Origin of the sequence: Escherichia sp. TW09308, assembly GCF_000208565.1 — a bacterium.
In the GTDB taxonomy this organism is placed as follows: domain Bacteria; phylum Pseudomonadota; class Gammaproteobacteria; order Enterobacterales; family Enterobacteriaceae; genus Escherichia; species Escherichia marmotae.
Genome location: NZ_AEME01000001.1, coordinates 3,788,831 through 3,815,430 on the forward strand (window position 1 = coordinate 3,788,831; position 26,600 = coordinate 3,815,430).

21 protein-coding genes are annotated in these 26,600 nt (G+C 51.8%); 11 read left to right on the forward strand and 10 right to left on the reverse strand.

What is annotated here, in order from left to right:
• Positions 1-25: 25 nt before the first annotated feature.
• Positions 26-1,969, reverse strand: a complete 1,944-nt coding sequence (cpdB, locus tag ESM_RS0118180) for a 2',3'-cyclic-nucleotide 2'-phosphodiesterase (RefSeq protein WP_000589370.1) — start codon at positions 1,967-1,969, stop codon at positions 26-28.
• Between the two features lie 171 nt (positions 1,970-2,140).
• Here cpdB and cysQ point away from each other — a divergent pair, with 171 nt between their 5' ends.
• Entirely contained in the window at positions 2,141-2,881 is a 741-nt protein-coding gene (cysQ, locus tag ESM_RS0118185) for a 3'(2'),5'-bisphosphate nucleotidase CysQ (protein WP_000886881.1), read from the forward strand.
• On the opposite strand, the gene ESM_RS0118190 is transcribed toward cysQ, so the two are convergent.
• Positions 2,871-3,428, reverse strand: coding sequence for a YtfJ family protein (locus ESM_RS0118190; RefSeq protein ID WP_000175266.1), 558 nt, complete (start codon positions 3,426-3,428; stop codon positions 2,871-2,873). The genes cysQ and ESM_RS0118190 overlap by 11 nt on opposite strands.
• Positions 3,429-3,752: 324 nt before the next feature.
• Between ESM_RS0118190 and ESM_RS0118195 the strand changes: the two genes are divergently transcribed.
• Positions 3,753-3,959, forward strand: a complete 207-nt coding sequence (locus ESM_RS0118195) for a DUF1107 domain-containing protein (protein WP_000689228.1) — start codon at positions 3,753-3,755, stop codon at positions 3,957-3,959.
• A gap of 60 nt (positions 3,960-4,019) precedes the next feature.
• Here ESM_RS0118195 and ESM_RS0118200 read toward each other — a convergent pair whose 3' ends face one another.
• Together ESM_RS0118200 and msrA are read right to left on the reverse strand one after the other, a co-directional pair.
• Entirely contained in the window at positions 4,020-5,369 is a 1,350-nt protein-coding gene (locus tag ESM_RS0118200; RefSeq protein WP_000935033.1) for a hemolysin family protein, read from the reverse strand.
• 187 nt (positions 5,370-5,556) lie between these two features.
• Positions 5,557-6,195: a peptide-methionine (S)-S-oxide reductase MsrA gene (gene msrA / locus ESM_RS0118205; protein WP_000051462.1), complete on the reverse strand. Its 639-nt coding sequence runs from the start codon at positions 6,193-6,195 to the stop codon at positions 5,557-5,559.
• A gap of 205 nt (positions 6,196-6,400) precedes the next feature.
• On the opposite strand from msrA, the gene tamA reads away from it, so the two are divergent.
• From tamA to ESM_RS0118220, 3 genes are read left to right on the forward strand one after another with little or no spacing between them, the layout of a single operon-like run.
• Complete coding sequence (gene tamA, locus ESM_RS0118210; RefSeq protein WP_001269290.1) at positions 6,401-8,134, forward strand: autotransporter assembly complex protein TamA; 1,734 nt, start codon at positions 6,401-6,403, stop codon at positions 8,132-8,134.
• Positions 8,131-11,910: an autotransporter assembly complex protein TamB gene (gene tamB, locus ESM_RS0118215; protein ID WP_000060863.1), complete on the forward strand. Its 3,780-nt coding sequence runs from the start codon at positions 8,131-8,133 to the stop codon at positions 11,908-11,910. Before tamA ends, tamB begins: the two co-directional genes overlap by 4 nt.
• Positions 11,911-11,912: 2 nt before the next feature.
• Complete coding sequence (locus ESM_RS0118220; protein WP_001219159.1) at positions 11,913-12,257, forward strand: gamma-glutamylcyclotransferase family protein; 345 nt, start codon at positions 11,913-11,915, stop codon at positions 12,255-12,257.
• A 282-nt stretch (positions 12,258-12,539) separates the two neighbouring features.
• Here ESM_RS0118220 and licT read toward each other — a convergent pair whose 3' ends face one another.
• From licT to ppa, 4 genes are all read right to left on the reverse strand, one after another.
• Positions 12,540-13,379: a BglG family transcription antiterminator LicT gene (gene licT, locus ESM_RS0118225; protein ID WP_000636962.1), complete on the reverse strand. Its 840-nt coding sequence runs from the start codon at positions 13,377-13,379 to the stop codon at positions 12,540-12,542.
• A complete protein-coding gene (locus ESM_RS0118230; RefSeq protein WP_000640262.1) occupies positions 13,376-14,800 on the reverse strand; it encodes a glycoside hydrolase family 1 protein in 1,425 nt (474 codons plus the stop codon). Before ESM_RS0118230 ends, licT begins: the two co-directional genes overlap by 4 nt.
• Complete coding sequence (locus ESM_RS0118235; RefSeq protein WP_001108705.1) at positions 14,797-16,677, reverse strand: beta-glucoside-specific PTS transporter subunit IIABC; 1,881 nt, start codon at positions 16,675-16,677, stop codon at positions 14,797-14,799. The genes ESM_RS0118230 and ESM_RS0118235 overlap by 4 nt, the downstream gene beginning before the upstream one ends.
• Before the next feature lie 511 nt (positions 16,678-17,188).
• Positions 17,189-17,719 (reverse strand): inorganic diphosphatase, encoded by a 531-nt coding sequence (ppa, locus tag ESM_RS0118240; protein ID WP_000055070.1) that lies wholly within the window; start codon positions 17,717-17,719, stop codon positions 17,189-17,191.
• Positions 17,720-18,027: 308 nt separating this feature from the next.
• Here ppa and ytfQ point away from each other — a divergent pair, with 308 nt between their 5' ends.
• The 5 genes from ytfQ to ESM_RS0118265 all read left to right on the forward strand — a co-directional run bounded on the left by ytfQ (position 18,028) and on the right by ESM_RS0118265 (position 23,191).
• A complete protein-coding gene (ytfQ, locus tag ESM_RS0118245; RefSeq protein ID WP_000265933.1) occupies positions 18,028-18,984 on the forward strand; it encodes a galactofuranose ABC transporter substrate-binding protein YtfQ in 957 nt (318 codons plus the stop codon).
• A 135-nt stretch (positions 18,985-19,119) separates the two neighbouring features.
• Positions 19,120-20,622 (forward strand): galactofuranose ABC transporter, ATP-binding protein YtfR, encoded by a 1,503-nt coding sequence (gene ytfR, locus ESM_RS0118250; protein ID WP_000205820.1) that lies wholly within the window; start codon positions 19,120-19,122, stop codon positions 20,620-20,622.
• A 13-nt stretch (positions 20,623-20,635) separates the two neighbouring features.
• Positions 20,636-21,658, forward strand: a complete 1,023-nt coding sequence (ytfT, locus tag ESM_RS0118255; protein WP_001468307.1) for a galactofuranose ABC transporter, ATP-binding protein YtfT — start codon at positions 20,636-20,638, stop codon at positions 21,656-21,658.
• Positions 21,645-22,649, forward strand: coding sequence for a galactofuranose ABC transporter, permease protein YjfF (gene yjfF, locus ESM_RS0118260; protein ID WP_000595988.1), 1,005 nt, complete (start codon positions 21,645-21,647; stop codon positions 22,647-22,649). Before ytfT ends, yjfF begins: the two co-directional genes overlap by 14 nt.
• A 26-nt stretch (positions 22,650-22,675) precedes the next feature.
• Positions 22,676-23,191 (forward strand): DUF2569 domain-containing protein, encoded by a 516-nt coding sequence (locus tag ESM_RS0118265; protein WP_000263316.1) that lies wholly within the window; start codon positions 22,676-22,678, stop codon positions 23,189-23,191.
• Positions 23,192-23,230: 39 nt separating this feature from the next.
• On the opposite strand, the gene fbp is transcribed toward ESM_RS0118265, so the two are convergent.
• On the reverse strand, positions 23,231-24,229 hold the full coding sequence (gene fbp / locus ESM_RS0118270) for a class 1 fructose-bisphosphatase (RefSeq protein WP_000853758.1): 999 nt from the start codon (positions 24,227-24,229) through the stop codon (positions 23,231-23,233).
• Between the two features lie 175 nt (positions 24,230-24,404).
• Here fbp and mpl point away from each other — a divergent pair, with 175 nt between their 5' ends.
• Positions 24,405-25,778 (forward strand): UDP-N-acetylmuramate:L-alanyl-gamma-D-glutamyl-meso-diaminopimelate ligase, encoded by a 1,374-nt coding sequence (gene mpl, locus ESM_RS0118275; RefSeq protein WP_001219774.1) that lies wholly within the window; start codon positions 24,405-24,407, stop codon positions 25,776-25,778.
• 179 nt (positions 25,779-25,957) lie between these two features.
• Here mpl and yjgA read toward each other — a convergent pair whose 3' ends face one another.
• The gene (gene yjgA / locus ESM_RS0118280) at positions 25,958-26,509 is read right to left on the reverse strand and encodes a ribosome biogenesis factor YjgA (protein ID WP_000166266.1); all 552 of its coding nucleotides are present in this window, start codon (positions 26,507-26,509) and stop codon (positions 25,958-25,960) included.
• Between the last annotated feature and the right edge of the window lie 91 nt (positions 26,510-26,600).

Here is a 26,600-nt window from a genome sequence, read left to right on the forward strand (position 1 = left end):
ATGTGTAGACCGAAAACGGTGTGTCTTACTTACTCAAATCCACCTGATAAATCGCAAACCCGATATCATCAGTCGCGACTTTATTCATTGGATACTGACCCTTCTCTTTAATAAAGTCTGCGGCTTTATCGGACGGGGACGTTTCAAAACGAATATCCAGTTTTTTATCACCGGCAATCGGCGCTAAACGCCAGTTATTATCTGCCGCTGGGTGAATTTCTCCTGCACGCTTCGACTCTTCAGCAATCCACGCTGCCAGCACCGAACGGTTCTCATCCGGCGACGCAAAGGCGATATGGCTGTCGCCTGTTCCGGCAAATTTGCCACCGTATGCACGATAATTATTGGTAGCAACCAGGAACATCGCGTCCGGATCAATCGGTTTACCATTAAAGGTCAGATTCTTAATCCTTTCCGCATTGGCATTAATCACCTGACATTCACCGTCATAGCGGGCTGGCTGGGTAACATCAATCTGATAATTCACGCCGTCAATCACATCAAAGTTATAGGTACGGAAGCCATCCCAGTTGATTAATGACTGCGGTTTAGTGCTGTTGGGATCTATCTGGTTAAACTGCCCGGCGGAGCACTCCAGCCACTCTTTAACTTCCTTGCCGCTGGCTTTTACCACAATCAGCGTATTGGGATAGAGATAGAGATCGGCGGCATTACGGAAAGTCAGTTGGCCTTTTTCCACTTCTACATAGCTGGCAGGATCGTTCTTGCGACCGCCAACTTTAAACGGCGCAGCGGCAGAGAGCACCGGCAGTTTTGCCAGATCCGGATCGCCCTGAATGTAATGTTCGACATACGCTTTTTGCGCGTTGTTCACCACCTGCACCGTCGGATCGTCCTGTACCAGCGCCAGATAGCTATACATATTGTCGGCGGATTTCCCGATAGGTTTGCTGACAAACTGGCGTGTGGCATCGTGATCGGCTTTCAGCGTTGCAACCAACTTGCTGTCTTCAGCGGCGAGTGATTTTTTATTGGCGACATCGTAAATCGGGCGAGCTTCCGCTTTTGCTTGCGTCACCTGCCATTTCCCGCTGTCATTATTGAGTTGCAGATCGACCACGCCGAGATGATCGCCCCACATGCCTGGCATTACCGCCGGAACACCGTTAATCGTACCTTTGGCGATATCTACGCCTTTGATATCAGCAAAATCTTTGCCCGGGAAGACGGCATGGGCATGACCAAACATAATGGCATCAACGCCCGGAATTTCACTGAGATAATAAACTGAGTTTTCCGCCATTACTTTATACGGATCGGCAGACAAACCAGAATGCGCCAGAACGACAACGACATCGGCACCTTTCTCGCGCATTTCCGGCACGTACTTGCGCACTGTTTCGGTAATATCGTTAACGGTAACTTTGCCGGATAAATTGGCTTTATCCCATCCCATAATCTGCGGTGGCACGACGCCGATATAGCCAATTTTCAGCGTTTGCTTTTTCCCGTCTTTATCGACTACTTCGGTGTCTTTAATTAAATACGGTGTAAACATCGGCTGGTTGGTTTTTACGTCAATGACATTGGCATTTACATAGGGGAATTTCGCCCCCGCCAGCGCGTTTTTCAGGTAATCCAGACCGTAATTAAATTCATGATTGCCGAGTGTACCGACGGTATAATCCAGCGTATTCAGCGCCTTATAGACCGGATGAATATCACCGGCTTTTAATCCTTTAGCCGACATGTAATCCGCCAGCGGGCTGCCCTGAATCAGGTCACCGTTATCGACCAACACGCTATTTTTCACTTCATTGCGCGCGTCATTAATCAGGCTCGCGGTGCGTACCAGCCCAAATTTTTCTGTGGATGTGTCTTTGTAATAATCGAAATCCATCATGTTGCTATGCAAATCAGAGGTTTCCATTATGCGTAGATCGACTGTTGCCGCATTCACGCTGGCAGCAATCAGCGTGGCCAGGAGCGTTGCGCTAAACTTAATCATAAGGGACATCCTTTTATGAACGAGAAGATGAAACGTCTTTCATACGGAGCGTGAAGGATGCCATAAATAATAAATCAGGAAACGATGACGCCATCACAGTTGGCGGATTCTATAGCGATGGGGTATAAGTAAAACAATAAGTTAACGCCGCTCACAGAGACGAGGTGGAGAATGTTAGATCAAGTATGCCAGCTTGCACGGATTGCGGGCGATGCCATTATGCAGGTCTACGACGGGACTAAACCGATGGACGTCGCCAACAAAGCAGATGACTCTCCGGTGACGGCGGCAGATATCGCCGCGCATACCGTAATCATGGAAGGATTACGTAAACTGACGCCGGATATCCCCGTTCTTTCTGAAGAAGATCCTCCCGGTTGGGAAGTCCGCCAGCACTGGCAACGTTACTGGCTGGTGGATCCGCTGGACGGCACCAAAGAGTTTATTAAACGAAATGGCGAATTTACCGTTAACATTGCGCTGATCGACAAAGGCAAACCGATATTAGGTGTGGTGTATGCGCCGGTAATGAACGTAATGTACAGCGCGGAGGAAGGAAAAGCCTGGAAAGAAGAGTGCGGCGTGCGCAAGCAGATTCAGGTACGCGACGCTCGCCCGCCTCTGGTTGTCATTAGCCGTTCCCATGCGGATGCGGAGCTGAAAGAGTATCTGCAACAGCTTGGCGAACACCAGACGACATCCATCGGTTCTTCACTGAAATTTTGCCTGGTGGCGGAAGGGCAGGCTCAGCTCTACCCGCGTTTTGGGCCAACCAATATTTGGGACACCGCTGCCGGTCATGCTGTGGCTGCCGCTGCCGGAGCACACGTCCACGACTGGCAGGGGAAACCGCTGGATTACACTCCGCGTGAATCCTTCCTGAATCCAGGGTTCCGGGTTTCTATTTATTAAGCAACTTATGCAGCAAGTCCATCACTTGCTGCACCTCTTCCTGAGTGAGCGCTCCATCTTTTGCCCATTGCACGCGACCGTCTTTATCCAGCACTGCAATGGCGGAACTCTCTTCATCCAACTGCCAGGCGCTGCGTGCGATGCCGTTGCTGTCGACAATAAACTGTGACCACGGATAGAGCTTTTTATTGCTCTCCAGGCTGCTACGTACAAACATACCTGAACCGGGGATAGCGTCGTCGGTGTTCACAATGGTGGTCGTCTGGTAGCGATCATGCGGCAGTTTTGCCGATTTAATCGCTTCAATCAGCGTCGCATTTTTCTCTTTTGCGGAGGTGCGACCGGCAATATGTTGCAGTACCCGCACTTTCCCCACTAACTGTGCGCTGTTCCAGGTATTGTAGCTAAACTGATCTTTATCAAGTACTAACTCGCCACGATCGGCAATGCCAACTGGTGGTACTCGCTGACCGGTTTCGAATTTATGCGCGGAGGCCATCATCGGCAGTAGCAAGCAAGTCAGCGCGAGAATCTTGCGTAGGGTCATAGTGTTTCCTTCTTATCGTATGCAGGTGATCCGACCACTTGGGGCGGACTTTTAATCATATGTGCTATTTATCGAATTTCCCGCAAGTGTGGTGCCAGTTTGCGGACAAGCGCACAAATCATATGAAAAATGAATGCTTATACTGAAGATTGTGGTTAGGCGAAAAGATAATTCTGAATAACTGTAACGTTAAGGTAAAAAACTTTATACACACTGGAAACATTGCAGCGATAGACTATAGTCATCAGGCATTAAAATTTGCGCCTCATAATAGTTGGGCCGATTGTGGCACCACAAAGGCGTAATACTCAGCAGGAGATAACAATGAAAATTTTCCAACGGTACAACCCACTGCAGGTGGCGAAGTACGTGAAAATCCTGTTCCGTGGACGGTTATACATCAAGGACGTTGGCGCTTTTGAATTTGATAAGGGTAAGATTCTTATCCCAAAAGTGAAGGATAAGCTGCATTTGTCAGTGATGTCCGAAGTTAACCGTCAGGTTATGCGTCTGCAAACAGAGATGGCTTAACCAGCGTGCTATGCAGTAATAAGACGGCTCCTGATTCAGGAGCCGTTGATGTTTCTGGGGTTATGCGACGCTTTCTTCTTTATTTTTATCTTTAGCGTCAGGCAGTTTCGGTGAAAGGGCGGTGGCTTTGTTGTCGATCCGCGTCACCAGCAGTTGGTCGATGCGGTAGTTATCGATATCCACCACTTCAAATTTGTAGCCGGAGAGTTTCACTGAATCGGTGCGTTTCGGGATCTTACGCAGCATAAACATCATAAAGCCGCCGATGGTTTCGTAGTTGCCCGACTGCGGGAACTCGTCAATATCCAGCACACGCATCACGTCGTCAATCGGCGTACCGCCATCGATTAGCCATGAGTTCTCATCACGCGCGACAATCTGTTCTTCCAGCCCCTGACCGACCAGATCGCCCATCAACGTGGTCATCACGTCGTTGAGGGTAATTATCCCCACCACCAGGGCGTACTCGTTCATGATTACCGCAAAGTCTTCGCCCGCAGCTTTAAAACTTTCCAGCGCCTCAGAGAGGGTCAGAGTGTCAGGCACGATCAGCGTGTTGCGAATCTGCACGCCGCTATTCAGTGCCAGGCTTTGATTGGCCAGCACGCGGTTCAGCAGATCTTTCGAGTCCACATAGCCGATGATGTGGTCGATATCTTCATTACAGACGAGGAATTTTGAGTGTGGATGCTCCGCCACTTTATTCTTCAGACTTTGCTCATCTTCATGGAGATCGAACCAAATCACGTTTTCACGCGGCGTCATGGAAGACGGCACGGTACGGGATTCCAGTTCAAACACGTTTTCGATCAGCTCGTGTTCCTGTTTACGCAGTACTCCAGCCAGTGCACCGGCTTCCACCACCGCGTAGATGTCATCAGAAGTGATGTCATCTTTACGTACCATCGGCAATTTAAAGATACGGAAGATCATGTTTGCCAGGCCGTTGAAAAACCACACCAGAGGGGTGCAGACGAACAGGCAGAAGCGCATCGGGTTGATGATACGCAAAGCCACAGCTTCTGGCGCAATCATACCGATGCGTTTCGGGGTTAAATCCGCAAACAGAATAAACATGCCAGTCACTAATGAGAAAGAGAGAATAAAGCTCAGTTGCTCAGAGAGTTCCGCTGATATATAGCGAGAGAACAGGCTGTTAAAAGCCGGAGAGAACGCCGCATCACCGACGATACCACCGAGTATCGCCACCGCGTTCAGACCAATTTGCACCACGGTAAAGAACATGCCGGGATTTTCCTGCATATCCAGAACGCGCTGGGCGTTTATATTGCCTTCATCAGCCAGCAGTTTAAGTTTGATTTTGCGTGAGGCGGCAAGCGAGATCTCGGACATCGAGAAGAACGCACTCACAGCGATCAAGCATAGTATGACTAAAATACTGTTTAACATATCTTATCCGACCGTTCAGGTCAGATCCTCGGAAGGGGAAGTTGATTAATTTGTGCGAAATACACATTGAAAGCCGGTTCGAAGAGAGTGAACCGACATTTTCAGTGGCTAGTATAGCGTAAGGTTCTGTAAAGTCGCCAGAGGGTTAAATTTTTGCTTCATTTCGCTTTAGTTCAGCCTTTTATTGCTACGCTTCAGGCGGCAGGCAAACGCCGATCCCACCAATTCCACAATAGCCATATGGGTTTTTGTGCAGATATTGTTGGTGGTCATCTTCGGCATAATAAAACGGTGTAGCGTTGGCGATCTCGGTGGTTATCTGGCGATCGTCACCGACGGTGAGCATTGCGGCCTGAAAACGTTCCAGACTGGCGCGGGCGGCAGCGTCCTGTTCTGGTGTCAGCGGGTAAATTGCGGAACGATACTGCGTGCCGTGGTCATTGCCCTGACGCATCCCTTGTGCGGGATCGTGATTCTCCCAGAATACCTGTAACAGTTGTTCGTAGCTGATCACTGACGGATCGTAAACCACGCGTACCGCTTCGGCGTGGCCGGTATCACCAGAACACACTTCCCGATAGGTCGGGTTTGGCGTGTAACCGCCGGTATAGCCTGCGGCAGTGCTGTAAACACCGGGAAGTTGCCAGAAAAGGCGTTCCACGCCCCAGAAACAGCCCATAGAAAAAATGGCGATCTCCATTCCGTCAGGCACATTGGTCATTGAGTGGCCGTTGACCGCATGCAATGTGGCTACAGGCATCGGGGTATTACGTCCAGGAAGGGCATCGGTGGGGGAAACCAGATGCTTTTTATCAAATAAACTCATAGTGTTGCTCTCCCGAAAGTCGGCCTTTGGGGATTAGGTTGTAACAAGAGACGTATTTGCACACAATAACCCCCGTGAATGTGTATAAAGTAAACCATAAGAAATATTTTGGGTTTAGTCTGCTTTTAAATCCATATGGCTGGATTTTTGTTAAGCCGTTTAACGGAGTTCCAGGGGCAGGAACAAAGGATATTCAGGAGAAAATGTGCGCTATATCCGACAGTTATGCTGTGTAAGCTTACTCTGCTTTAGTGGAGCTGCCGTCGCCGCGAACGTCCGTCTACAGGTCGAAGGGTTATCGGGGCAGCTAGAAAAGAACGTTCGTGCGCAGCTTTCTACGATTGAAAGTGATGAAGTTACGCCAGATCGGCGCTTTCGCGCACGTGTTGATGATGCCATCCGCGAAGGTCTGAAGGCGCTGGGCTATTACCAGCCGACCATTGAATTTGATCTCCGACCACCGCCAAAGAAGGGGCGGCAGGTGTTGATCGCCAAAGTCACGCCCGGCGTGCCGGTGTTGATTGGCGGCACTGATGTGGTTTTGCGCGGCGGTGCGCGGACTGATAAAGACTATTTGAAGTTGCTCGATACCCGCCCGGCTATAGGCACGGTGCTGAATCAGGGCGACTACGAAAATTTCAAAAAGTCCTTAACCAGCATCGCGTTGCGTAAAGGCTATTTCGATAGCGAATTTACCAAAGCACAGTTGGGTATCGCACTTGGCTTGCATAAAGCCTACTGGGATATTGATTACAACAGTGGCGAACGCTACCGCTTTGGGCATGTAACCTTCGAAGGTTCACAGATCCGCGATGAGTACCTGCAAAATCTGGTGCCGTTTAAAGAGGGCGATGAGTACGAATCTAAAGATCTGGCGGAACTGAACCGCCGTCTCTCCGCTACTGGTTGGTTTAACTCGGTGGTGGTTGCACCGCAGTTTGATAAAGCGCGAGAAACTAAAGTATTGCCACTGACTGGCGTCGTTTCGCCGCGCACGGAAAACACCATTGAAACCGGGGTCGGGTACTCAACGGACGTTGGCCCACGAGTTAAAGCCTCGTGGAAAAAGCCGTGGATGAACTCTTACGGTCACAGCCTGACCACCAGCACAAGTATCTCTGCACCGGAACAGACTCTCGATTTTAGTTATAAAATGCCGCTGCTTAAGAACCCACTGGAACAATACTATCTGGTACAGGGTGGTTTTAAGCGTACTGATCTGAATGATACCGAATCCGATTCCACCACCCTGGTTGCTTCCCGTTACTGGGATCTTTCCAGTGGCTGGCAGCGTGCCATTAACCTGCGCTGGAGTCTCGACCACTTTACTCAGGGTGAAATCACTAACACCACGATGCTGTTTTATCCTGGGGTCATGATTAGCCGGACGCGATCACGCGGCGGCCTGATGCCGACCTGGGGCGACTCGCAGCGTTACTCTATCGACTACTCCAACACCGCCTGGGGATCGGACGTCGATTTCTCCGTATTCCAGGCGCAGAACGTCTGGATCCGCACACTTTACGATCGCCATCGCTTTGTCACTCGCGGCACGCTGGGCTGGATTGAAACCGGTGACTTCGACAAAGTACCGCCGGATTTACGTTTCTTCGCCGGGGGCGACCGCAGTATTCGCGGCTATAAATACAAATCGATCGCTCCGAAATACGCCAATGGTGACCTGAAAGGGGCATCAAAGCTGATTACCGGATCGCTGGAGTATCAGTACAACGTGACCGGAAAATGGTGGGGCGCGGTGTTTGTCGATAGCGGCGAAGCGGTAAGCGATATTCGCCGCAGTGACTTTAAAACCGGCACCGGGGTTGGCGTGCGTTGGGAATCGCCGGTCGGGCCGATCAAGCTCGATTTCGCCGTTCCGGTCGCTGACAAAGACGAGCATGGTTTACAGTTTTACATCGGTCTGGGGCCAGAATTATGAGTTTATGGAAAAAAATCAGCCTCGGCGTAGTCATCGTTATTTTACTGTTGCTGGGATCAGTGGCGTTTCTGGTGGGCACCACCAGCGGCCTGCATCTGGTATTTAAAGCGGCAGACCGTTGGGTGCCAGGGCTGGATATTGGCAAGGTCACCGGTGGCTGGCGCGACCTTACCTTGTCTGACGTTCGTTATGAGCAGCCAGGCGTGGCGGTAAAAGCGGGCAATCTGCATCTGGCGGTCGGGCTGGAGTGCCTGTGGGACAGCAGTGTTTGTATTAACGATTTGGCACTGAAGGATATTCAGGTCAACATCGACAGTAAAAAAATGCCCCCTTCAGAGCAAGCGGAGGAAGAGGAAGATAGCGGGCCGCTGGATCTCTCTACGCCATATCCCATCACCCTGACGCGGGTAGCGCTGGATAACGTCAACATTAAGATTGATGACACTACGGTGTCGGTGATGGACTTCACCTCCGGTCTGAACTGGCAAGAGAAAACCCTGACCCTGAAACCGACATCGCTGAAAGGGCTGTTGATTGCCCTGCCGAAAGTGGCAGAAGTGGCGCAGGAAGAAGTTGTCGAACCGAAGATTGAAAATCCGCAGCCGGATGAAAAACCGCTGGGCGAAACGCTGAAAGATCTCTTTTCTCGCCCGGTATTACCGGAGATGACCGACGTACATTTGCCGCTCAACCTGAACATTGAAGAGTTTAAGGGTGAGCAACTGCGCGTGACGGGCGACACGGACATCACCGTGCACACCATGCTGCTGAAAGTCAGTAGCATCGATGGCAATACCAAACTGGACGCACTTGATATCGACTCTAATCAGGGGAGCGTTAATGCCAGTGGCACGGCGCAACTGTCCAATAACTGGCCGGTAGATATCACCCTCAATAGCACACTGAACGTGGAGCCACTAAAAGGCGAAAAAGTGAAGCTGAAAGTGGGTGGTGCGCTGCGCGAACAACTGGAGATTGGCGTTAATCTTTCCGGTCCGGTGGATATGGATCTGCGCGCCCAGACGCGGCTGGCAGAAGTTGGATTGCCGCTCAACGTGGAAGTAAACAGCAAACAGCTTTACTGGCCGTTTACTGGCGAGAAGCAGTATCAGGCGGATGATCTGAAACTGAAACTCACCGGAAAAATGACTGATTACACGCTCTCTATGCACATGGCGGTGAAGGGGCATGAGATCCCGCCAGCGACCATTACCCTCGATGCAAAGGGCAATGAACAGCAGGTTAATCTCGACAAACTTACCGTCGCAGCGCTGGAAGGGAAAACCGAGTTGAAAGCGTTACTCGACTGGCAGCAGGCGATTAGCTGGCGTGGTGAGTTAACGCTTAACGGCATTAACACTGCGAAAGAGTTCCCGGAGTGGCCGTCAAAACTCAATGGTTTGATCAAAACCCGAGGCAGCCTGTACGGCGGCACCTGGCAGATGGACGTACCAGAGTTGAAGCTGACCGGCAATGTTAAACAGAACAAAGTGAACGTTGACGGAACGCTGAAAGGCAACAGTTATATGCAGTGGACGATCCCAGGTCTGCATCTGGAACTGGGGCCAAACAGTGCCGAAGTGAAAGGCGAGTTGGGGGTAAAAGATCTCAATCTTGATGCCACCATCAACGCGCCGGGGCTGGATAATGCGCTACCAGGACTGGGTGGTACAGCGAAAGGGTTGGTGAAAGTTCGCGGTACTGTGGAAGCGCCACAACTACTGGCAGATATTACCGCGCGCGGTTTGCGTTGGCAGGAACTCTCCGTAGCGCAGGTTCGTGTGGAAGGCGATATCAAATCCACCGATCAGATTGCGGGTAAACTCGACGTGCGCGTTGAGCAAATCTCGCAGCCGGATGTGAATATCAACCTCGTCACTCTGAACGCGAAAGGCAGCGAAAAGCAGCACGAGTTACAACTGCGGATTCAGGGCGAGCCGGTTTCCGGGCAGCTCAATCTGGCAGGGAGTTTTGATCGCAAAGAAGAACGTTGGAAGGGAACACTTAGCAATACGCGCTTCCAGACGCCGGTCGGCCCGTGGTCGCTGACGCGTGATATCGCACTGGACTACCGCAATCAGGAGCAAAAAATCAGCATCGGGCCACACTGCTGGCTTAACCCGAATGCGGAACTGTGCGTGCCGCAAACCATTGATGCCGGGGCTGAAGGGCGTGCGGTGGTGAATCTCAACCGTTTCGACCTGGCAATGCTGAAGCCGTTTATGCCGGAAACCACTCAGGCCAGCGGTATCTTTACAGGTAAAGCGGATGTCGCCTGGGATACCACCAAAGAAGGGCTGCCGCAGGGCAGTGTTACTCTTTCCGGGCGTAACGTGCAGGTGACGCAAACCGTCAACGATGCGGCGCTGCCAGTAGCGTTTCAGACGCTGAACCTGACGGCGGAGTTGCGTAATAACCGTGCCGAGCTGGGCTGGACAATCCGTCTGACTAATAACGGTCAGTTTGATGGTCAGGTGCAGGTAACCGATCCACAAGGGCGGCGTAACCTCGGCGGCAACGTGAATATCCGTAACTTCAACCTCGCGATGGTAAACCCCATCTTTACGCGTGGTGAAAAAGCGGCGGGTATGGTGAGCGCCAACTTACGTCTGGGCGGTGATGTGCAGAGCCCGCAGTTGTTTGGTCAGCTCCAGGTCACTGGTGTGGATATCGATGGCAACTTTATGCCGTTTGATATGCAGCCGAGCCAGCTTGCGGTCAACTTTAACGGTATGCGCTCGACGCTGGCGGGCACTGTGCGAACCCAGCAGGGGGAAATTTACCTGAACGGTGATGCTGACTGGAGTCAGATTGAAAACTGGCGTGCGCGGGTGACGGCAAAAGGCAGTAAGGTGCGGATCACCGTACCGCCGATGGTGCGCATGGATGTGTCGCCAGATGTCGTATTCGAAGCCACACCAAGCCTGTTTACCCTCGATGGCCGCGTGGATGTACCGTGGGCGCGCATTGTGGTGCACGATCTACCGGAAAGTGCGGTGGGCGTCTCCAGCGATGTGGTAATGCTCAACGATAACCTGCAACCGGAGGAGGCGAAAACGGCATCGATTCCGATCAACAGCAACCTGATTGTTCACGTTGGCAACAATGTGCGCATTGATGCCTTCGGCCTGAAAGCGCGACTGACGGGCGATCTCAATGTCGTACAGGACAAACAAGGTCTGGGTCTGAACGGGCAGATCAACATTCCGGAAGGTCGCTTCCATGCCTATGGTCAGGATCTGATTGTGCGTAAAGGTGAACTGCTGTTCTCTGGCCCGCCGGATCAACCGTATCTCAATATCGAAGCGATTCGTAACCCGGATGCAACAGAAGACGACGTGATCGCCGGTGTTCGTGTCACCGGGCTGGCGGATGAGCCGAAAGCGGAGATCTTCTCTGACCCGGCGATGTCACAACAGGCGGCATTGTCCTACTTGTTACGCGGACAAGGGCTGGAGAGCGATCAGAGTGACAGCGCGGCGATGACCTCGATGCTGATTGGTCTGGGGGTTGCACAAAGTGGTCAGATTGTGGGTAAAATCGGTGAGACATTTGGCGTAAGTAATTTAGCGCTCGACACCGAGGGGGTAGGCGATTCCTCCCAGGTGGTGGTCAGCGGCTATGTATTACCAGGCCTACAAGTGAAATACGGCGTGGGGATATTTGACTCTATAGCAACACTCACGTTACGTTATCGCCTGATGCCGAAGCTATATCTGGAAGCCGTGTCTGGTGTAGACCAGGCACTGGATTTGCTCTATCAGTTCGAGTTTTAGCTATGCGAATATTTGTCTACGGCAGTTTACGCCACAAACAAGGCAACAGCCACTGGATGACCAATGCCCAGTTGCTGGGCGATTTCAGTATCGATAACTACCAGTTGTATAGCCTGGGCCACTATCCAGGCGCAGTTCCGGGGAACGGAACGGTACACGGTGAAGTTTATCGTATTGACAACGCCACGCTGGCCGAACTTGATGCCTTGCGCACCAGGGGCGGTGAATACGCGCGCCAGTTGATTCAGACGCCGTACGGGAGTGCATGGATGTACGTATATCAACGACCCGTCGATGGATTAAAGCTGATTGCAAGCGGCGACTGGTTAGACAGGGATAAGCCATAATTAAACACGCCACCTTCGGGTGGCGTTGTTTTTGCGAGACGACACGCATTCTGTTTTGTAACTTTCCCGCCTGTTTCTTTTCCTTCCGAGTCGCTTTCTATATCTGTTAACGCATAAAAAACGCTGCTGGTGTTCATTAATGCGCAGGGGTAAAACATCTCGCAATTTAAATGGTGAGAATGAGCAGGAGCGGCTTATTTCCAGCAAGCGGCTCTGAACAGGCAAGATGCGTTCTCAAAAGCAAATGTTATACGTCAATTTAAACGATTAGAGGCATCCTGTTTATGCATCAAGTCCAGTTATCCTCACCAGATGGACTGTGAGCCATAGCAGTTCGTTACCTCTGAGGGTGATACCGAGTTGAACCTTGATATAATCGCGGATCAGTAGCGTACATTGCCAGGCTTCTGGATACTCTTTAATCACTTGCACTAGCAGGAAACTGTCCCGCGAGCTATCCAGTTCTCCCTCCTGTAAACGCTGAAGGAAAAACTGCATATGGATAAGAAAACGTGAGTAATTAATCGATTCAGTGTCGATCTCCTGCTTAAAGTGGTACTGCACGAGATTAAAAATATCCTTCAACATTTTCACTGACTGCATGGTTTGCGCTACGTCGTCGCCTTCGCTCTGACCATTCACAAGATGAAAAGCGATATTCCCGGCTTCCTCTTCCGGTAGTTCAATACCGTACTGCTGGCGAATAATGGTTACAGCCTCGCTGGCGATGTGGAACTGTTGTGGATAAAACCGCCTGACCTCCGGTAGTAGGCGGTTTTGAATGGTGATCCCTTTGCGGCTGCGCTCGATGGCAAAAGCCAGGTGATCGGCAAGGGTAAAGAAAATCTGCTCACGAACTTTGCTCGAAAGCTGCATGTTGGCACGGGAAATAATCATCGCAGCCATTTCGATGACTTCATCCGGTATAGCGGAAAGTGCCTCAAGATAGCCGCTGCGTTCGTCAAGCGTCTGGGTTACAAATAGCTTCTCTATCTGCTCCGGGGCGATCTCGTCCCCGGGTCTGCTGTTGAAGCCAATACCTTTCCCCATGACGATAACTTCCCTGTTATCGTCATCAAGGGAGAGCACCAGGCTATTATTGAGCACCTTCTGAACAATCATCTCTGAGACTCGTTGTGGTTACCGTTTTGCGCGATGACATCCTTATACCACCAGAAACTGCGTTTGCGGATCCTTTGCAAACTCTTCAGATCATCCTCGCCGCGATCGACATAAATAAAACCGTAGCGCTTAGCGTATCCCTGGTGAGTGCTTACCACATCAATTGCTGCCCATGGGCAGTAGCCCATCAGCTCGACGCCGTCAGCAATTGCCAGACGCATTTGCTCAATGTGCGCCTCAAGAAAAGCGATACGGTAATCGTCATTCACCGTCCCATCATGCTCCAGCTTATCCGGTGCGCCCATACCGTTTTCGCTGATCAGAATCGGCAGGCCGTAGCGCTCGCACACTTTACGCAGCGTCAGGCGCAATCCCACCGGATCAACGACCCAGCCGTAAGGCGTTTTGCCGACCCACGGATTTTCCGCTGGCCGATAAACGCCCTCTTCGCCCAGCATAATTTGTTGATCGCCCGCGCGGGGGGCAACATCGGCACCATCGCCCCGGCTGGCAGCAATCGTCGCGGTTGAGTAGTAGTTAATGGCGATAAAATCCGGCCGCCCCTGCTGCAAAATCAGCGCATCTTCTGGCTGCATTTCCGGCGCGAGGCCGCGATCCTGCAAATACGCCCACGCCAGGGCGTTGTAGCGACCATGTACCGCTACATCTAAAAAACTCCAGCAGCGCAGCGTTTCCCAGTTATGCGCGGCAATAGCGTCTTCCGGTTTGCAACTTTCGGCGTACATCGAAGTGGTGTTTATCGCCGGGCCGATGCGCAGCCCAGGGAATTCGCGGTGGCACAGGGCGAAGATCTGCGCCTGAGCCAGCATCATATGATGATTCTGCTGGTACAGCGCCTTCTTATCCGGCAGTTCACGATTGGCGGGTACGCCAATCGCGCCGGGATGCAGGATCATGGTGTTCTGTTCGTTAATCGTCAGCCATAGCGGGACTTTATCGGCAAACTCGCTGAACAGCAGACGGGCGTAACGAACAAACGCCTCCCCGGTTTTGCGGTTCAGCCAGCCGCCTTTCAACTCCAGAGCCCAGGGCAAGTCGAAATGATACAACGTGACGATGGGGGTTATTCCGTGGCGTGTCAGGGCGTCGATCAGGCGGTGATAAAAGGCTAACCCGTCCGGATTCACCGGGCCATCACCGTCAGGTATCACCCGCGACCAGGCCACCGAAAAGCGGTAGGCCTTCAGCCCCATCTGCGCCATCAGCGCTACGTCTTCCTCCACGCGATGATAGTGATCGCTGGCAATGCGGAAGTCAGCCGTTCCCGGCGGATGGCTGAGCATGTCGACTACCGACGGTCCTTTACCGTCTTCATTCCACGCGCCCTCAACCTGATAGGCCGAAGTGGACGCGCCCCACAGAAAACCGTCCGGGAACTGCGTTTTCTTTTGATAAATCATACCTGCACCTCCTTAGCGGATTGCACCATCAGTTGTTCGCCGTAATCGACCTGCGCGGCGGTGGTAAGGCGCAGGGAGTGCTGCTCGTCGCCATTGACCACAATCACCGGGGTAATCAGGTCATACCCGGCCTGTTCGATGGCGGGGATATCAAAGCGGATTAGCTCCTGTCCGACCTCCACCTTATCGCCTACTTTCAGCGATGAGCTAAAGTGCTGGCCGTTAAGATTAACGGTATCGATACCGATATGGATCAGCAGCTCAAGTCCGCTTTCACTTTGTAAACCAACGGCGTGGCAGGAAGGTAGAAACATCATTACAGTACCGTTAAACGGCGCACGCAGAACCCCTTCCTGTGGTTGGATCGCCACGCCTTCTCCCAGCAGGCCACCGGAAAAGACATCATCATTCACTTCGTTCAGCGCCATCACCTGACCGCGCAGCGGGCTGAGTACTTCAATCTCACCCTCAATTTTCGGGCTAACGACAGGCTGCGGAGCCTCGCTGACCTCTTCTTGCTCTTCAGGCGTATCTTTAAAGGCGATAAACCAGGTCAGGGCAAAGGTTACTACGATAGAAATCGCACAGGTCACTAGCGCATGGACGATATTCATCGGGTTTTCACCGATAAACGCCGGCAGCGCCGCAAGTCCTGGGGAGACAAACGCATAGCGCACCAGACCGCTCACACCAGCATAAATCCCGGCGCAGCCGCCACCGATCATCGCGGCAATCAGTACCCGGCGGAACTTGAGTAATACCCCGTACAGTGCCGGTTCGGTGATCCCCAGCAGCGCGGTAAAGCCCGATGATGAGGCCAACTGGCGCAGGTTGTTATTTTTGGTTTTCAGCGCCACGCACAGCGTCGCCGCGCCCATTGCCACGTTTGACGCCAGCATTCCCGGTCCGTTGATCATCTCAAAACCGTTTTTACTCAACTGACCGGTAGCGATTGGCGTCATCGCCCAGGCGGTGCCGGTAATAATCAGGAAGGGTTGCAGAGCGCCCATCAGCATCGGAATTAACCAACTGGCGTGGCGATCAATAGCGCCCGCGCCAGCCGCCACCAGATCGTTAAGCAAAATACCCGCAGGGCCGACGAGCACCAGCGCCAGTGGCGCGGTGATCAACAGGATCAGCATCGGCTTAACAAAGAACTTAATGATCGACGGCGAAACCTTCTCCGCGAAGCGCTCCACCCACGACATCAGCCAGACCGTCAGAATAATCGGCAGCACTGACCCGGCGTAATCGGAAAGCAGGACGTTGATACCGACAAAATCAACCGCTTTCCCCGCTGCCAGCATCTGGCCGATGCCCGGATGCAGCAGTACGCCCGCGAGGGTCATCGCCAGAATCGGGTTACATTCAAATTTCAGCGATGCCCCGTAGGCCAGCAGCACTGGCAGGAAGAAGAAGGCCGCGTCGGCAATAATGTTGAGTAGCTGATAGGTTGAACTGGTTTCGCTAATCACGCCCGTTAGTTTGAGGATAGCCAGCAGTGCCTTGATCATCCCAGCGCCGGTAATGGCCGGGATCACTGGGGTGAAGGTGGTCGAAATCACGCTGATAATGCGTGCGATGATACCGGTGGGTTTAGCGTTTTTGCCACCGCTTGAGGGGCCTTTCTTCTCCGGCAGCGCCTTATTGAGCAGGCGATAAACCTGCTGCACCTCATTGCCGATAACAATCTGGAACTGACCGCCTTTCTCCACCACGCTTATCACGCCGGGGATAGCGCCAATCTGCGTATCGTTAACCTTTGCGCGATCGTTAAACTCCATGCGCAAGCGGGTCGCGCAGTGGGTGAGCATTCGGATATTCTCCGCACCACCCACCGAGTGGAGGATTTTGTCTGCTGTTTCGTTATAGTTCATAGTGTTCCCTGGGTTGAGGCAAAAAAAAAGACCAAAATAGAAATGCTCCCCTTGGCGGGAGAGCATTTCTATTTTGGTCTTGCCTGCTTTCGCAGTAGCACGCCATCATAGAAATGGGTTATTTCGACAGATTATCTAAGTGATGTTGTTGTCTTTCAATCGGTATAGAGAAAAAACGTGATCTGCATTGAATGAAATTATGACGGTTTCAGGTGAACCTCTATGTCTTACCCAAACACGTGTCTACCATTCATGTGATAAGAAGGGCTTTGTGCCTTACCAACACCGGGTTCGGTTGTTTTTTGCAAGACAAAACAGGTGTCAATATAAAATAAAAACCCTTACTAACCGAAGCCCGGTGTTCAGGGTTATTACGATATACTCGTCATGCTGCAAGTTGCATGTACTGTGTCTGCGTTCGCTCACCCCAGTCACTTACTTATGTAGGTGCCCGGGAATTCACTCGCTTGTCGCCTTCCTGCAACTTGAATTATTTAGAGTATACAAGAACTTATTTATTCTTTGCGCGCTCGAAGGAAGCAACGATTTCAGCTTTAGCGGCTTCAGCGTTTTCCCAACCTTCAACTTTCACCCACTTGCCTTTTTCGAGGTCTTTGTAGTGCTCGAAGAAGTGAGCGATCTGCGCTTTCAGCAGTTCCGGCAGATCGTTAACGTCTTTGATGTGATCGTATTCTTTGCTCAGCTTGCTGTGCGGAACCGCAATCAGTTTTGCATCTTCACCGGCTTCGTCGGTCATTTTCAGAACGCCAACCGGACGGCAACGGATCACAGAACCCGGCTGCAGCGGGTACGGAGTCGGGACCAGTACGTCAACCGGATCACCATCCAGAGACAGAGTGTGGTTGATGTAACCGTAGTTGCATGGATAGAACATTGCGGTGGACATGAAGCGGTCAACGAACAGTGCGCCGCTTTCTTTGTCGATTTCGTATTTGATCGGATCTGCGTTAGCCGGGATCTCAATAACAACGTAGATGTCTTCCGGCAGATCTTTACCCGCAGGGACGTTGAGTAAGCTCATGTCTGTTTCCTTTAAAATATGTGGCAAACAAGTGCCGAGTATTATAGCCAACTCGCGCCGAATGTCTTCGCTTGTTTTCGTCCTCTTTTTCCTTTTTCGCCAGCTTTAAGACGGTTTACAGAGCAGGAAAATCCATAACCGTAGCCGCATTTTTCATAGCGAGATGAAAGCGATTACAAACTTGTGATTAACGATGTATTTACTTTTTTGAAGTGTGAAGTAACGCAATCTGTTACATGACCGATTGTCTATAGTTTTTTCGCGAACATCTTTTAAACAATAATAATCACCCCGACGAGGACAACCCTATGTGGAAACGCTTACTTGTAGTCTCTGCGGTCTCAGCAGCCATGTCGTCTATGGCATTGGCCGCTCCCTTAACCGTAGGATTTTCGCAGGTCGGATCGGAGTCCGGCTGGCGTGCCGCAGAAACCAACGTGGCGAAAAGTGAGGCAGAAAAGCGCGGTATCACGCTAAAAATTGCCGATGGTCAGCAAAAGCAGGAAAACCAGATTAAAGCGGTACGTTCCTTCGTCGCACAAGGTGTGGATGCGATCTTTATCGCTCCGGTGGTGGCGACGGGCTGGGAACCAGTATTAAAAGAGGCGAAAGATGCCGAAATTCCGGTCTTTTTGCTCGACCGTTCCATCGATGTGAAAGACAAATCTCTCTATATGACGACCGTTACTGCTGACAACATTCTGGAAGGCAAGTTGATTGGTGACTGGCTGGTGAAAGAGGTCAACGGTAAACCGTGTAACGTGGTTGAGTTACAAGGCACCGTTGGGGCGAGCGTTGCCATCGACCGTAAGAAAGGTTTTGCCGAAGCTATTAAGAATGCGCCAAATATCAAAATTATCCGCTCGCAATCCGGTGATTTCACCCGTAGTAAAGGCAAAGAAGTTATGGAGAGCTTTATCAAAGCGGAAAACAACGGCAAAAATATCTGCATGGTTTACGCCCATAACGACGACATGGTAATAGGCGCGATTCAGGCGATTAAAGAAGCGGGTCTGAAGCCGGGCAAAGATATTCTGACAGGCTCTATCGACGGCGTGCCGGATATCTACAAAGCGATGATTGATGGTGAAGCGAATGCCAGTGTTGAACTGACGCCAAACATGGCAGGCCCAGCTTTCGACGCGCTGGAGAAATACAAGAAAGACGGCACCATGCCTGAAAAGCTGACGCTGACTAAGTCCACCCTTTATCTGCCTGATACCGCAAAAGAAGAGTTAGAGAAGAAGAAAAATATGGGGTATTGAGGCCTACAAACCGATGCCGACTGGTAGGTTGGATAAGGCGTTCACGCCGCATCCGGCATTTGTGCGCAGATGCCTGATGCGACGCTGGTGCGTCTTATCAGGCCTACCAGGAGCCCGCTTTACACTGGGAGAGCTATGACTACCGACCAACACCAGGAAATCCTCCGTACCGAAGGATTAAGCAAATTCTTCCCCGGCGTCAAAGCGTTAGATAACGTTGACTTCAGCTTGCGTCGTGGTGAAATTATGGCACTGCTTGGTGAAAACGGGGCAGGAAAATCGACGCTGATTAAAGCATTAACCGGCGTTTACCATGCCGATCGCGGCACAATCTGGCTGGAAGGCCAGGCCATCTCACCGAAAAACACAGCCCATGCACAACAGCTTGGCATCGGCACCGTCTACCAGGAAGTCAACCTGTTACCCAATATGTCGGTTGCCGACAATCTCTTTATCGGCCGTGAGCCCAAACGTTTCGGCTTGCTACGGCGCAAAGAGATGGAAAAGCGCGCAACCGGGTTAATGGCATCCTACGGTTTCTCCCTCGACGTGCGCGAACCGCTTAACCGTTTTTCGGTGGCAATGCAGCAAATCGTCGCCATTTGCCGGGCCATCGATCTCTCCGCCAAAGTGCTGATCCTTGATGAACCCACCGCCAGCCTCGACACCCAGGAAGTGGAACTACTGTTTGGCCTGATGCGCCAGCTTCGAGATCGCGGCGTCAGCCTGATCTTCGTCACTCACTTTCTCGATCAGGTATACCAGGTCAGTGATCGGATCACCGTCTTACGCAACGGCAGCTTTGTTGGCTGTCGGGAAACCCGCGAGCTTCCGCAGATCGAACTGGTGAAAATGATGCTGGGGCGTGAACTCGACACTCATGCGCTACAGCGTGCCGGGCGAACATTGTTGAGCGACAAACCTGTTGCCGAGTTTAACAATTACGGCAAGAAAGGGACGATCGCGCCGTTTGATCTGGAAATTCGTCCCGGCGAGATCGTCGGGTTGGCAGGTTTGCTGGGATCAGGACGTACAGAAACTGCGGAAGTGATCTTCGGTATCAAACCCGCCGACAGCGGCACAGCGTTGATCAAAGGTAAACCGCAAACCCTGCGATCGCCGCATCATGCATCGGTACTGGGTATTGGTTTCTGTCCGGAAGACCGGAAAACCGATGGCATTATTGCTGCCGCTTCGGTACGGGAAAATATCATCCTTGCCTTACAAGCCCAGCGCGGCTGGCTGCGACCGATTTCACGCAAAGAACAGCAGGAAATAGCAGAACGATTTATCCGCCAGCTCGGTATTCGCACCCCTTCTACGGAACAGCCGATAGAGTTCCTCTCTGGCGGTAATCAACAAAAAGTGTTGCTTTCACGCTGGCTGCTGACTCGTCCGCAATTTCTAATTCTCGACGAGCCAACGCGCGGTATTGACGTTGGTGCCCACGCCGAGATCATCCGCCTGATTGAAACGCTGTGCGCCGATGGTCTGGCACTGCTGGTGATCTCCTCGGAACTGGAAGAACTGGTGGGCTATGCCGATCGGGTGATCATCATGCGTGATCGTAAACAAGTGGCAGAGATCCCGCTGGCAGAGCTTTCCGTTCCGGCGATCATGAACGCCATTGCGGCGTAAGGAGAACAGTGTGATGCCTCAATCTCTCCCTGACACCGCGTCGTCGAAAAGGCGTTTTCGCTGGCCGACGGGAATGCCGCAACTGGCAGCGCTATTGCTGGTGCTGCTGGTCGATAGCCTGGTCGCCCCGCATTTCTGGCAGGTGGTGCTTCAGGATGGGCGTCTGTTCGGGAGTCCCATCGATATCCTTAACCGCGCGGCTCCCGTTGCGCTGCTGGCGATCGGCATGACGCTGGTGATCGCCACTGGCGGCATCGATCTTTCCGTAGGCGCGGTGATGGCTATTGCCGGAGCCACAACGGCCGCGATGACGGTAGCGGGGTATAGCGTGCCGATTGTGCTACTCAGTGCGTTAGGCACCGGCATTCTGGCTGGATTGTGGAATGGCATTCTGGTGGCGATCCTCAAAATTCAACCGTTTGTCGCCACTCTGATCCTGATGGTTGCCGGGCGCGGCGTGGCGCAACTGATCACCTCCGGACAGATCGTTACTTTCAACTCGCCAGATCTCTCCTGGTTCGGCAGCGGATCGCTGTTGTTCCTGCCAACGCCGGTCATTATTGCAGTGCTGACACTTCTTCTGTTTTGGTTGCTGGCTCGCAAAACGGCGCTGGGGATGTTTATTGAAGCTGTTGGCATCAACATTCGGGCAGCGAAAAATGCCGGAGTGAACACGCGGATCATCGTCATGCTCACCTATGTGTTGAGCGGGCTGTGTGCGGCGATTGCGGGCATTATCGTGGCGGCGGATATTCGCGGTGCCGACGCCAATAATGCTGGATTATGGCTGGAACTGGACGCCATTCTTGCGGTGGTGATCGGCGGTGGATCACTGATGGGCGGGCGCTTTAACCTGCTGCTCTCGGTGGTGGGGGCGCTGATTATTCAGGGAATGAATACCGGGATTTTGCTCTCGGGCTTTCCGCCGGAGATGAATCAGGTGGTGAAAGCGGTGGTGGTGCTTTGCGTGCTGATTGTTCAGTCGCAACGCTTTATCAGTCTGATTAAAGGAGTGCGTAGCCGTGATAAAACGTAACTTGCCACTGATGATCACCATCGGCGTCTTTGTGTTGGGCTATATCTACTGTCTGACGCAGTTTCCCGGTTTTGCCTCCACGCGGGTGATCTGCAATATCCTGACTGATAACGCTTTTCTGGGGATCATCGCTGTCGGCATGACCTTTGTGATCCTCTCCGGTGGGATCGATCTTTCTGTCGGTTCGGTGATCGCTTTTACCGGCGTGTTTCTGGCAAAGGTGATTGGTGACTTCGGCTTTTCGCCACTATTGGCCTTCCCGCTGGTACTGGTGATGGGCTGTGCCTTCGGCGCATTTATGGGGCTTCTGATCGACGCGCTGAAGATCCCGGCATTCATCATTACCCTGGCAGGAATGTTCTTTTTGCGCGGCGTCAGCTATCTCGTTTCGGAAGAGTCGATCCCGATTAACCATCCCATTTATGAAACGCTCTCAAGCCTGGCGTGGAAAATCCCCGGCGGTGGTCGCTTAAGCGCGATGGGGCTGCTGATGCTTGCGGTGGTGGTTATTGGTATTTTCCTCGCACATCGTACCCGTTTTGGTAATCAGGTATATGCCATTGGTGGCAACGCGACTTCGGCAAACCTGATGGGAATTTCTACTCGCAGCACCACTATTCGCATTTATATGCTCTCCACCGGACTGGCGACACTGGCGGGGATTGTCTTCTCTATTTACACCCAGGCCGGATACGCGCTGGCAGGCGTAGGTGTGGAACTGGACGCTATCGCCTCCGTGGTGATTGGCGGTACACTTTTAAGCGGCGGTGTTGGGACAGTATTAGGAACGCTTTTTGGCGTAGCGATTCAGGGACTCATTCAGACTTACATAAACTTTGACGGCACGATGAGTTCATGGTGGACGAAAATCGCCATCGGCATTTTGCTGTTTATTTTCATTGCATTACAGCGTGGGTTAACGGTGCTGTGGGAGAACCGTCAGAGTTCGCCAGTAATAAGAGTGAGTCCGGAAAATACAATAAAAGAGTAAATTTACTGATATACAAGGATATTTTTATGTGGGCAAAGGAAGGCGAGGATTTAAGTACAACATGCAAAAGTTGTGGAGTAGCTGTTTTACCACCTGACGATTATTGTAAAGGTTGTGCTGATAAAAAGCTTACGGGGATTGGAGGTTGGCTGTATTTACCTGCTATTTCTTTAGTGCTGGTGATTATTTCGAGCATTTATTCTTTTGTACGAACATGGGGGCTTGCTCAGGGCAGTCAGGAAGAACCGCTCAGAACTCTGCTTTATCTGGAAGTGGTCGGATGTGCCACGATATTTCTGTTGGTGAGTTATACTACTTTTTTGTTTTTTAATAAGAAACGCCAGCTTCCTCACTACTATATTGCCCTTCTTCTGGCGCTCTTCGCATTGAATGTTGCTGATATTTGGGGAGCAGTACAATTTCTTCATGCCACAATTGATCTTTCAGACGCATGGGGTGTGCTGAAAAATATCATTCATCTGGCTATCTGGGTTCCCTATTTCCGTGTCTCTAAACGCGTCAAATTAACTTTTGTTAATTAAAACGCAAAAACGCCGGACTGCTCCGGCGTTTTTAGACCATTACGCGTCCGGGAACTCACGGATAAAGCGTTCGACATCTTCAACCATATGGTCATTGCCGACGAAGAACGAACGGCGCTGATGCAGGGTTTCCGGGATGATATCCAGAATACGCTCTTTGCCATCGCTCGCTTTACCGCCTGCTTGTTCCGCCAGGAATGCCATTGGGTTGCATTCATACAGCAAACGCAGTTTACCGTCCGGGTGACTTGCGGTGCTTGGATAGAGATAAATGCCGCCTTTCAGCAGGTTACGGTGGAAATCCGCGACCAGTGAACCGATATAACGTGAGGTGTACGGGCGGTTGGTGGACTTATCTTCTTCCTGGCAGAATTTAATGTACTTCTTCACGCCGTTAGGAAACTTAATGTAGTTTCCTTCGTTGATGGAGTAGGTTGAGCCTTTCTCCGGGAAACGCATTTTTTCCTGACACAGACAGAAAACGCCGAGTGACGGATCATAAGTAAAGGCGTGGACGCCGCAGCCAGTGGTGTAAACCAGCATGGTAGAGGAGCCGTATACCACGTAACCTGCGGCAACCTGTTTATTACCAGGCTGGAGGAAATCCTCTTCCGTTACCGGCGTACCAACAGGCGTGACGCGGCGGTAGATGGAGAATATAGTACCGACAGAGACGTTAACATCGATGTTGGACGAGCCATCCAGGGGGTCCATCAGCACAACGTATTTTGCGTGTTCACACCCATCAAAGACGACAATCCCATCCTCTTCTTCAGATGCAATGCCCGCAACGATATCGCGCGCTTTCAATGCGGCTTTCAGTTTTTCATTAGCGAACAGGTCGAGTTTTTGTTGCACCTCGCCCTGCACATTCTCAGCACCGCTGGCACCCAGGATATCAACCAGTCCGGCTTTGTTGATATCTCTATGGATAATCTTGGCGCCCAGTTTTATTGCCGACAGCAAAGCAGTGAGCTCACCGGTAGCATGAGAAAACTCGTGCTGCTTTTCGACAATAAATTCACCTAACGTTTTCATAAAACTTTCCCTGCAATGTTTATGGAGTAAAGCGACCGCAACAATCTTAACAAATAATCTGAATGTTGCGCTCAGGTGAATCGCGCCAGCAAATTACGGATTATCCTGAAATGCGTTTCTCACTTGCCCGACATATGCGTAAAATGAGCGGTAGATTAAAAAAGGATAATGACGTATGCGCATTCATATTTTAGGAATTTGTGGCACGTTTATGGGTGGTCTGGCGATTCTGGCGCGCCAGTTGGGCCATGAAGTAACGGGTTCGGACGCCAATGTGTATCCGCCGATGAGCACCTTACTTGAGAAGCAAGGCATTGAACTGATTCAGGGTTTCGATGCCAGCCAGCTCGATCCGCAGCCGGATTTGGTGATTATTGGCAATGCCATGACCCGTGGAAATCCGTGTGTGGAAGCGGTACTGGAAAAAAACATTCCGTATATGTCAGGTCCACAGTGGCTGCACGATTTTGTGCTGCGTGACCGCTGGGTTCTGGCCGTTGCTGGTACACACGGCAAAACCACTACCGCGGGAATGGCGACCTGGATTCTGGAACAGTGCGGCTATAAACCGGGTTTTGTGATCGGCGGTGTACCTGGAAACTTTGAGGTTTCGGCGCGTCTGGGCGAAAGCGACTTCTTTGTTATCGAAGCGGATGAGTATGACTGCGCCTTCTTTGACAAACGTTCTAAGTTTGTTCATTACTGCCCGCGCACGCTGATCCTCAATAATCTTGAGTTTGATCACGCCGATATTTTCGACGACCTGAAAGCGATCCAGAAACAGTTCCACCATCTGGTACGTATTGTTCCGGGGCAGGGCCGTATTATCTGGCCGGAAAACGACATCAACCTGAAACAGACCATGGCGATGGGCTGCTGGAGCGAGCAGGAGCTGGTGGGCGAGCAGGGACACTGGCAGGCGAAAAAGCTGACCACCGACGCTTCCGAATGGGAAGTTTTGCTGGATGGTGAAAAAGTGGGTGAAGTGAAATGGTCGCTGGTGGGGGAACATAACATGCACAACGGCCTGATGGCGATTGCTGCGGCCCGTCATGTTGGTGTTGCTCCGGCAGATGCTGCTAATGCGCTGGGGTCATTTATCAACGCTCGTCGTCGTCTGGAACTGCGTGGTGAAGCAAATGGCGTGACGGTATATGACGATTTTGCCCATCACCCGACGGCAATTCTGGCAACGCTGGCGGCGCTGCGCGGTAAAGTTGGTGGTACGGCGCGTATTATTGCCGTGCTGGAACCACGCTCGAACACCATGAAGATGGGCGTCTGCAAAGATGATTTAGCACCGTCGTTAGGTCGTGCCGATGAAGTCTTCCTGTTGCAACCGGCGCATATTCCGTGGCAGGTAGCCGAAGTGGCGGAAGCCTGTATTCAGCCTGCACACTGGAGTGGTGATGTCGATGCGTTGGCAGATATGGTGGTGAAAACCGCCCAGCCTGGCGACCATATTCTGGTGATGAGCAACGGCGGTTTTGGTGGTATTCATCAGAAACTGCTGGATGGTCTGGCGAAGAAGGCGGAAGCCGCGCAGTAACCCTGAGACGTTTTATAAGGCCTACAGGGGCAACGTGCTTTTGTAGGCCGGATAAGGCGTTCACGCCGCATCCGGCATTTGAGCATAGCGCCTGATGCGACGCTTGACGCGTCTTATCAGGCCTACAGATCTGGCGGTGCACTGCATCCGGCAAACCATACTCACATCAGCAACAAAACTTACCCTTCGTTCTCCGCTAACTCACGCAGATACTGGAAAATCTGTCGTGCGGATTTCGGCGGCTTGTTCCCTTCTTTCTCTTTCTTCGCGTTGCGGATCAGAGCACGTAATTGCTGACGATCGGCATCTGGCCACAAGTTCAATACCTCAGCGATGGCATCATCACCGTGGTCGATCAAACGATCGCGCAGGTTTTCCAGTTTATGGAACAGCACAACCTGCTGGTTGTGGCGGTTTTTCAGCTTATCCAGCGCCTGACGGATCGGTTCTACATCGCGCTGGCGCAGCATCTTACCGATAAGCTGCAACTGGCGGCGGCGGCCTTCCATCTTAATACGCTGGGCTAACTCGATAGCTGCGCGCAGATCCGCATCTAGCGGGATCTTATCCAGCGCGTTTTTCCCCAGATCTACAATTTCCGCACCCAGGCGTTTTAACTCCTCGGCATCGCGTTTAATTTCACTTTTACTGACCCAGATAATTTCATCGTCTTCGTCTTCGATATCATCACCGGGAACGTCGTCGAGCCAGTCTTCGGGCTGCTTAGTCATGTCAGGCTCCTTAAAAAAAGAGGCTAATGTTACCAGTTAAGATGCGCACTGAAAAACGGTTCTCTGTTAGACTTCAGAGAAACTCTCTACA

Bases quoted from the DNA above. Each gene is read 5' to 3' on its own strand.
- cpdB (WP_000589370.1), bottom strand. From the start codon at position 1,969: ATGATTAAGTTTAGCGCAACGCTCCTGGCCACGCTGATTGCTGCCAGC.
- cysQ (WP_000886881.1), top strand. From the start codon at position 2,141: ATGTTAGATCAAGTATGCCAGCTTGCACGGATTGCGGGCGATGCCATT.
- ESM_RS0118190 (WP_000175266.1), bottom strand. From the start codon at position 3,428: ATGACCCTACGCAAGATTCTCGCGCTGACTTGCTTGCTACTGCCGATG.
- ESM_RS0118195 (WP_000689228.1), top strand. From the start codon at position 3,753: ATGAAAATTTTCCAACGGTACAACCCACTGCAGGTGGCGAAGTACGTG.
- ESM_RS0118200 (WP_000935033.1), bottom strand. From the start codon at position 5,369: ATGTTAAACAGTATTTTAGTCATACTATGCTTGATCGCTGTGAGTGCG.
- msrA (WP_000051462.1), bottom strand. From the start codon at position 6,195: ATGAGTTTATTTGATAAAAAGCATCTGGTTTCCCCCACCGATGCCCTT.
- tamB (WP_000060863.1), top strand. From the start codon at position 8,131: ATGAGTTTATGGAAAAAAATCAGCCTCGGCGTAGTCATCGTTATTTTA.
- ESM_RS0118220 (WP_001219159.1), top strand. From the start codon at position 11,913: ATGCGAATATTTGTCTACGGCAGTTTACGCCACAAACAAGGCAACAGC.
- licT (WP_000636962.1), bottom strand. From the start codon at position 13,379: ATGATTGTTCAGAAGGTGCTCAATAATAGCCTGGTGCTCTCCCTTGAT.
- ESM_RS0118230 (WP_000640262.1), bottom strand. From the start codon at position 14,800: ATGATTTATCAAAAGAAAACGCAGTTCCCGGACGGTTTTCTGTGGGGC.
- ESM_RS0118235 (WP_001108705.1), bottom strand. From the start codon at position 16,677: ATGAACTATAACGAAACAGCAGACAAAATCCTCCACTCGGTGGGTGGT.
- ppa (WP_000055070.1), bottom strand. From the start codon at position 17,719: ATGAGCTTACTCAACGTCCCTGCGGGTAAAGATCTGCCGGAAGACATC.
- ytfQ (WP_000265933.1), top strand. From the start codon at position 18,028: ATGTGGAAACGCTTACTTGTAGTCTCTGCGGTCTCAGCAGCCATGTCG.
- ytfR (WP_000205820.1), top strand. From the start codon at position 19,120: ATGACTACCGACCAACACCAGGAAATCCTCCGTACCGAAGGATTAAGC.
- ytfT (WP_001468307.1), top strand. From the start codon at position 20,636: ATGCCTCAATCTCTCCCTGACACCGCGTCGTCGAAAAGGCGTTTTCGC.
- ESM_RS0118265 (WP_000263316.1), top strand. From the start codon at position 22,676: ATGTGGGCAAAGGAAGGCGAGGATTTAAGTACAACATGCAAAAGTTGT.
- fbp (WP_000853758.1), bottom strand. From the start codon at position 24,229: ATGAAAACGTTAGGTGAATTTATTGTCGAAAAGCAGCACGAGTTTTCT.
- mpl (WP_001219774.1), top strand. From the start codon at position 24,405: ATGCGCATTCATATTTTAGGAATTTGTGGCACGTTTATGGGTGGTCTG.
- yjgA (WP_000166266.1), bottom strand. From the start codon at position 26,509: ATGACTAAGCAGCCCGAAGACTGGCTCGACGACGTTCCCGGTGATGAT.